Annotated in this window: 4 protein-coding genes; 1 reads left to right on the top strand and 3 read right to left on the bottom strand. The window is 75.1% G+C overall.

Annotated features, from left to right (window positions below):
• Window positions 1-178: 178 nt before the first annotated feature.
• Entirely contained in the window at window positions 179-463 is a 285-nt protein-coding gene (locus AOK18_RS13400; RefSeq protein ID WP_055694492.1) for a DUF1876 domain-containing protein, read from the top strand.
• Window positions 464-611: 148 nt separating this feature from the next.
• Here the strand turns inward: AOK18_RS13400 and AOK18_RS13395 are convergent, their stop codons facing one another.
• The 3 genes from AOK18_RS13395 to AOK18_RS13385 all read right to left on the bottom strand — a co-directional run.
• On the bottom strand, window positions 612-1,778 hold the full coding sequence (locus AOK18_RS13395) for a serine hydrolase domain-containing protein (RefSeq protein WP_055694491.1): 1,167 nt from the start codon (window positions 1,776-1,778) through the stop codon (window positions 612-614).
• Between the two features lie 111 nt (window positions 1,779-1,889).
• Window positions 1,890-3,635: an ATP-binding cassette domain-containing protein gene (locus AOK18_RS13390; protein WP_079104999.1), complete on the bottom strand. Its 1,746-nt coding sequence runs from the start codon at window positions 3,633-3,635 to the stop codon at window positions 1,890-1,892.
• A 385-nt stretch (window positions 3,636-4,020) separates the two neighbouring features.
• A partial coding sequence (locus AOK18_RS13385; protein WP_478078840.1) for an SGNH/GDSL hydrolase family protein occupies window positions 4,021-4,270 on the bottom strand: 250 nt, incomplete at its 5' end.

Here is a 4,270-nt window from a genome sequence, read left to right as displayed (position 1 = left end):
CGCACGACCCGCACCGTCCGGAGCGGCCCCGGACGGGCGGGTCGTGCGCACCGTTCGGGAAAGCACTCCCGGTTCCCGGGCGGAGGCCGTCCCGGAGTGCGGGACGCGGGGCGCCCGCCGGGTGCGGCCGGGCAGCGGGGGAGGCACCCTGGAACCAGGACTTCCGGAGGTGACCGCCATGACGCACACCATGCACACCACCGTGGGGTGGCACGTCGAGCTGGAGTTCGCGGAGGACGACCAGCACACGAAGGCAGCCGCGATGGTCCGGTTGCCCGACGGGACCGAGGTGCGCGGGCACGGGCGCGCGACCCGGCACCACACCGACGCGAATCAGCCACGGGTCGGGGAGGAGGTGGCCGGCGCACGGGCCCTGAACGAGCTCGCGATGCAGTTGCTCACCAAGGCGCACGACGAGATCGACGAGGCGTCGGGCCGCACCTCGCACCCGATCCACGCCTGACCGGCAGCCGGGACCCACGCCCGACCACCGGCGGCCGGACGCCCGATCCCTTCCCCCGGGCGCCCGGCCGGCCCACGCGTTCCCGCTCACCCCCCCCACGCGCCCGGTCGGCCTCCGCCCGCCCGGTCGGCCGCCGTCGGCGGACCGGTCAGCCGCCGACGGCGGACCGCACCGCCCGCACCAGCGCCTGGGCCCTCGGGTCGGCCGTCACGGTCCTGCGGAAACCGTTGGTGACGTAGCCGAAGGCGACGCCCGCCTCCGGGTCGGCGAAGCCGAGGGAGCCGCCGCGGCCGGGATGGCCGAAGGAGCCCGGGCCCAGGAAGGGCGACGCGCCGCCGTGCAGCATGTAGCCGAGGCCGAAGCGGGTGCCGACGACCAGGACGCGGTCCGGGCCCGCCGACTCCTCGGCGCGGGCGCGCGCGACGGTGGCCGGGTCGAAGAGGCGTACGCCGTCGACCCGCCCGATGAGCGCGGCGTAGAAGCGGGCCAGTCCGTCCGCCGTCGCGATGCCGTTGGCCGCGGGGTTCGGCACCGCCCGGAACTCCGGGTCGTTGTGGTCCGGGAACGGGTCGATCGCGGCGAAGGCCCGGCGGGTGACGGAGGCGGGATCGGCGTAGGCCTCGGTGACCGAGCGCTTGGGGCGGGCGCGCGGCACGCCGGACGGCTGGGGTCCCTCGACCGGGCCGACCCTGCCCACCCGGCCGGCCTCCGCGTCCGGCAGGCCCAGCCAGAAGCCCGGGCCCAGGGGAGCGGCGATCCGCTCCGCGATCCACGCCCCGGCACCCCGGCCCGTCACCCGCCGCACCAGCCCGTCCAGCAGCCAGCCGTAGGTGAGGGCGTGGTAGCCGTGGTCCGTGCCCGGCTCCCACACGGGAGCCTGGGCGGCGACGGCCTCGGCGCCCCGCAGCGGGTCGAGCGCCTCGCGCGGGGTGAGCGGACGGTCGAGGAGGGGGAGCCCGGCCCGGTGGTTCAGGAGGTGCCGGACGAGCACCCCCTCCTTGCCCCGGGCCTTGAACTCGGGCCAGTAGTGGCCGACGGGCGCGTCCAGGTCCAGCTCGCCGTCCTGGTGGAGCAGCAGGGGCACGGCGGCGGCGACGCCCTTGGTCGCCGAACGGACCAGCTGGGCCGTGCCCCGCTCCCACGGTTCGGCGCCGTCGACGTCCTTCACCCCGGCCCACAGATCGACGACCCGCCGTCCGTCCCGGTACACGGCGAGGGCCGCGCCCCGCTCCCCGAGCCGCTCGAAGTTCCCCGCGAACGCCTCCCCGACCGGCTCGAAGCCCTCCGCCACCGTGCCGTGCACCTCGACGCCCACGTCCGTCGACCCCTTCCGTTCGCCCGCTCCCGGGCACGCGCCCGCGACACGAGGTGCAACCGAGGCCTTCCGCCCGGGATTCCTCGACCGGTGGGGACGGCGGTGCCGGCCCTACCGGGGCGCGGCCGGCACCGAGCGGGGGTCGAAGCCGTACGGCAGCTCCAGCCGGTTCACGCGCATCAGGGCGTCGTCGGAGAGCAGGTCCGCCGTCCGGCCGTCCGCCGCGATCACTCCGTCGCTCAGGACCAGCGAGCGCGGGCACAGTTCCAGGGCGTACGGCAGGTCGTGCGTGACCATCAGGACGGTCACGTCCAGCGAGCGCAGGACGTCGGCCAGTTCGCGGCGGGAGGCGGGGTCCAGGTGGGAGGACGGCTCGTCCAGGACCAGGATCTCCGGCTCCGTCGCCAGCACCGTCGCCACGGCCGCCCGGCGCCGCTGGCCGAAGGAGAGGTGGTGCGGCGGCCGGTCCCCGAACCCGTCCATGCCGACCAGTTCCAGCGCCCGGCCCACCCGTGCCTCCAGCTCGGCGCCCCGGAGCCCGGACGCCGCGGGACCGAACGCCACGTCCTCCCGCACCGTGGGCATGAAGAGCTGGTCGTCCGGGTCCTGGAAGACGATGCCGACCCGGCGCCGGATCTCGGCCAGGTGCTCCCGGCCCACCGGCAGCCCGGCCACCCGCACCGTGCCGGCACCGCCGGTCAGGATGCCGTTGAGGTGCAGCAGCAGCGTCGTCTTGCCCGCGCCGTTGCGCCCGATCAGCGCGACCCGTTCCGGGCCGCGCAGCTCGAAGACCCCGTCCACCCGTGCGCCGTGGGCGAGTTCGAGGTCCGTGAGGGTGAGGACGGTACGTCCCGGCGGTACGGCCGTGTACGGCAGGTCGACGCGGATCTCGTCGTCGTCCCGTACCGCCTCCACCGCTTCGTCGAGCCGTTCCCTCGCCCCGGCGAGCCTCTCCTCGTGCAGGACGCGGTGCTTGCCCGCGGACTCCTGAGCCGCGCGCTTGCGGGCCCCCATGACGATCTTCGGTTCGCGCTTCTGGTCCCACATCTTCTGCCCGTACCGCTTGCGGCGGGCCAGCTTGACCTGGGCGTCGGCGAGTTCGCGCTTCTGCTTGCGCAGATCCGCCTCCGCGGCCCGCACCGTGCGCTCGGCGGCCTCCTGTTCGACCGCGAGCGCCTCCTCGTAGGCCGTGTGGTTCCCGCCGTACCAGGTCACCCCGCCGGAACGCAGATCGGCGATCTGGTCGACCAGTTCCAGCAGTTCGCGGTCGTGGCTGACCACGACCATGACCCCCGGCCAGTTCGCGACGGCTGCGTGGAGCCGCCGTCGGGCGTACAGGTCGAGGTTGTTGGTGGGTTCGTCGAGCAGCAGCACGTCGGGGCGGCGCAGCAGCAGGGCGGCCAGCCGCAGCAGCACCGACTCGCCGCCCGAGACCTCGCCGACGGTGCGGTCCAACCCGATCCCGCCCAGGCCGAGTTCGCCGAGCGTGGCCAGGGCGCGCTCCTCCACGTCCCAGTCGTCGCCGACCGTCTCGAAGTGCGTCTCGGCCACGTCGCCCGCCTCGATGGCGTGCAGCGCGGCCCGCCGGGCGGCGATGCCGAGCGCCTCGTCGACCCGCAGCGCGGTGTCGAGCGTGACGTTCTGCGGCAGGTACCCCACCTCGCCGGCGACGCGGACGGTGCCGCCGGTCGGCCCGAGTTCACCGGCGATCAGCTTCAGCAGGGTCGACTTCCCCGCCCCGTTGACGCCGATGAGGCCGGTCCGGCCGGGGCCGAAGGACACGTCGAGGCCTTCGAGGACGGGGGTCCCGTCGGGCCAGGTGAAGGACAGGGCGGTACAGGTGACAGACGGGGTCATGCGGGCCTCCGCGGTTGCGTGGTGGGGTCGGGGCGAACGCGTAGCGAGACACCGCGGGAGGGCGAGGGCGGCCGGACGGCGGTCGTGGGACGACCGGGAGCCGGGCGGGAGCACGAGGGCACGGGGAGGGCCCCGTTCCGCCAGGACGGCTCGTACGCCGAGGTCGCACGCTGCGTGCACACCACACGGGTGTGACGCGGTGTCTCAGAACCTCAGACGAGCAACGTCCTTCTCCGATCGGCGGCAACAGAAGCGTTGTCCACCGTACGGAGGGCGGGGAACGGGCGTCAACGCGTTTTCCGCGGAGGTCCGCGGACGCACGGAACGGCAGGACGGCAGGACGGCAGGAGTGCCGGGCCGTAGGGTGCCGGGCGGGCCGGCCGGTTCAGCCGGTGAACGGCCCGCCGGGGCCGAAGGCCAGCTCCGCGAAGCGCTCACCCATGCGACGGTGCGTGGCGGCGTCCGGGTGCAGCGCGTCGGGCAGCGGCAGCTCGGCGTGGTCCGTCTCGCCGTACAGCTTCCGGCCGTCCAGGTAGTGCAGGAACGGGTCGTCGGCCGCCCGCTGCTCCACCACGCGGGCCAGCTCCTCCCGTATGACGTTGAGGGTCAGCTTCCCGGCGGCCCGCTCCCCGGGG

Origin of the sequence: Streptomyces prasinopilosus (genome assembly GCF_001419695.1) — a bacterium.
Taxonomy (GTDB): domain Bacteria; phylum Actinomycetota; class Actinomycetes; order Streptomycetales; family Streptomycetaceae; genus Streptomyces; species Streptomyces prasinopilosus.
This window is presented reverse-complemented; position numbering and strand designations above follow the sequence as displayed.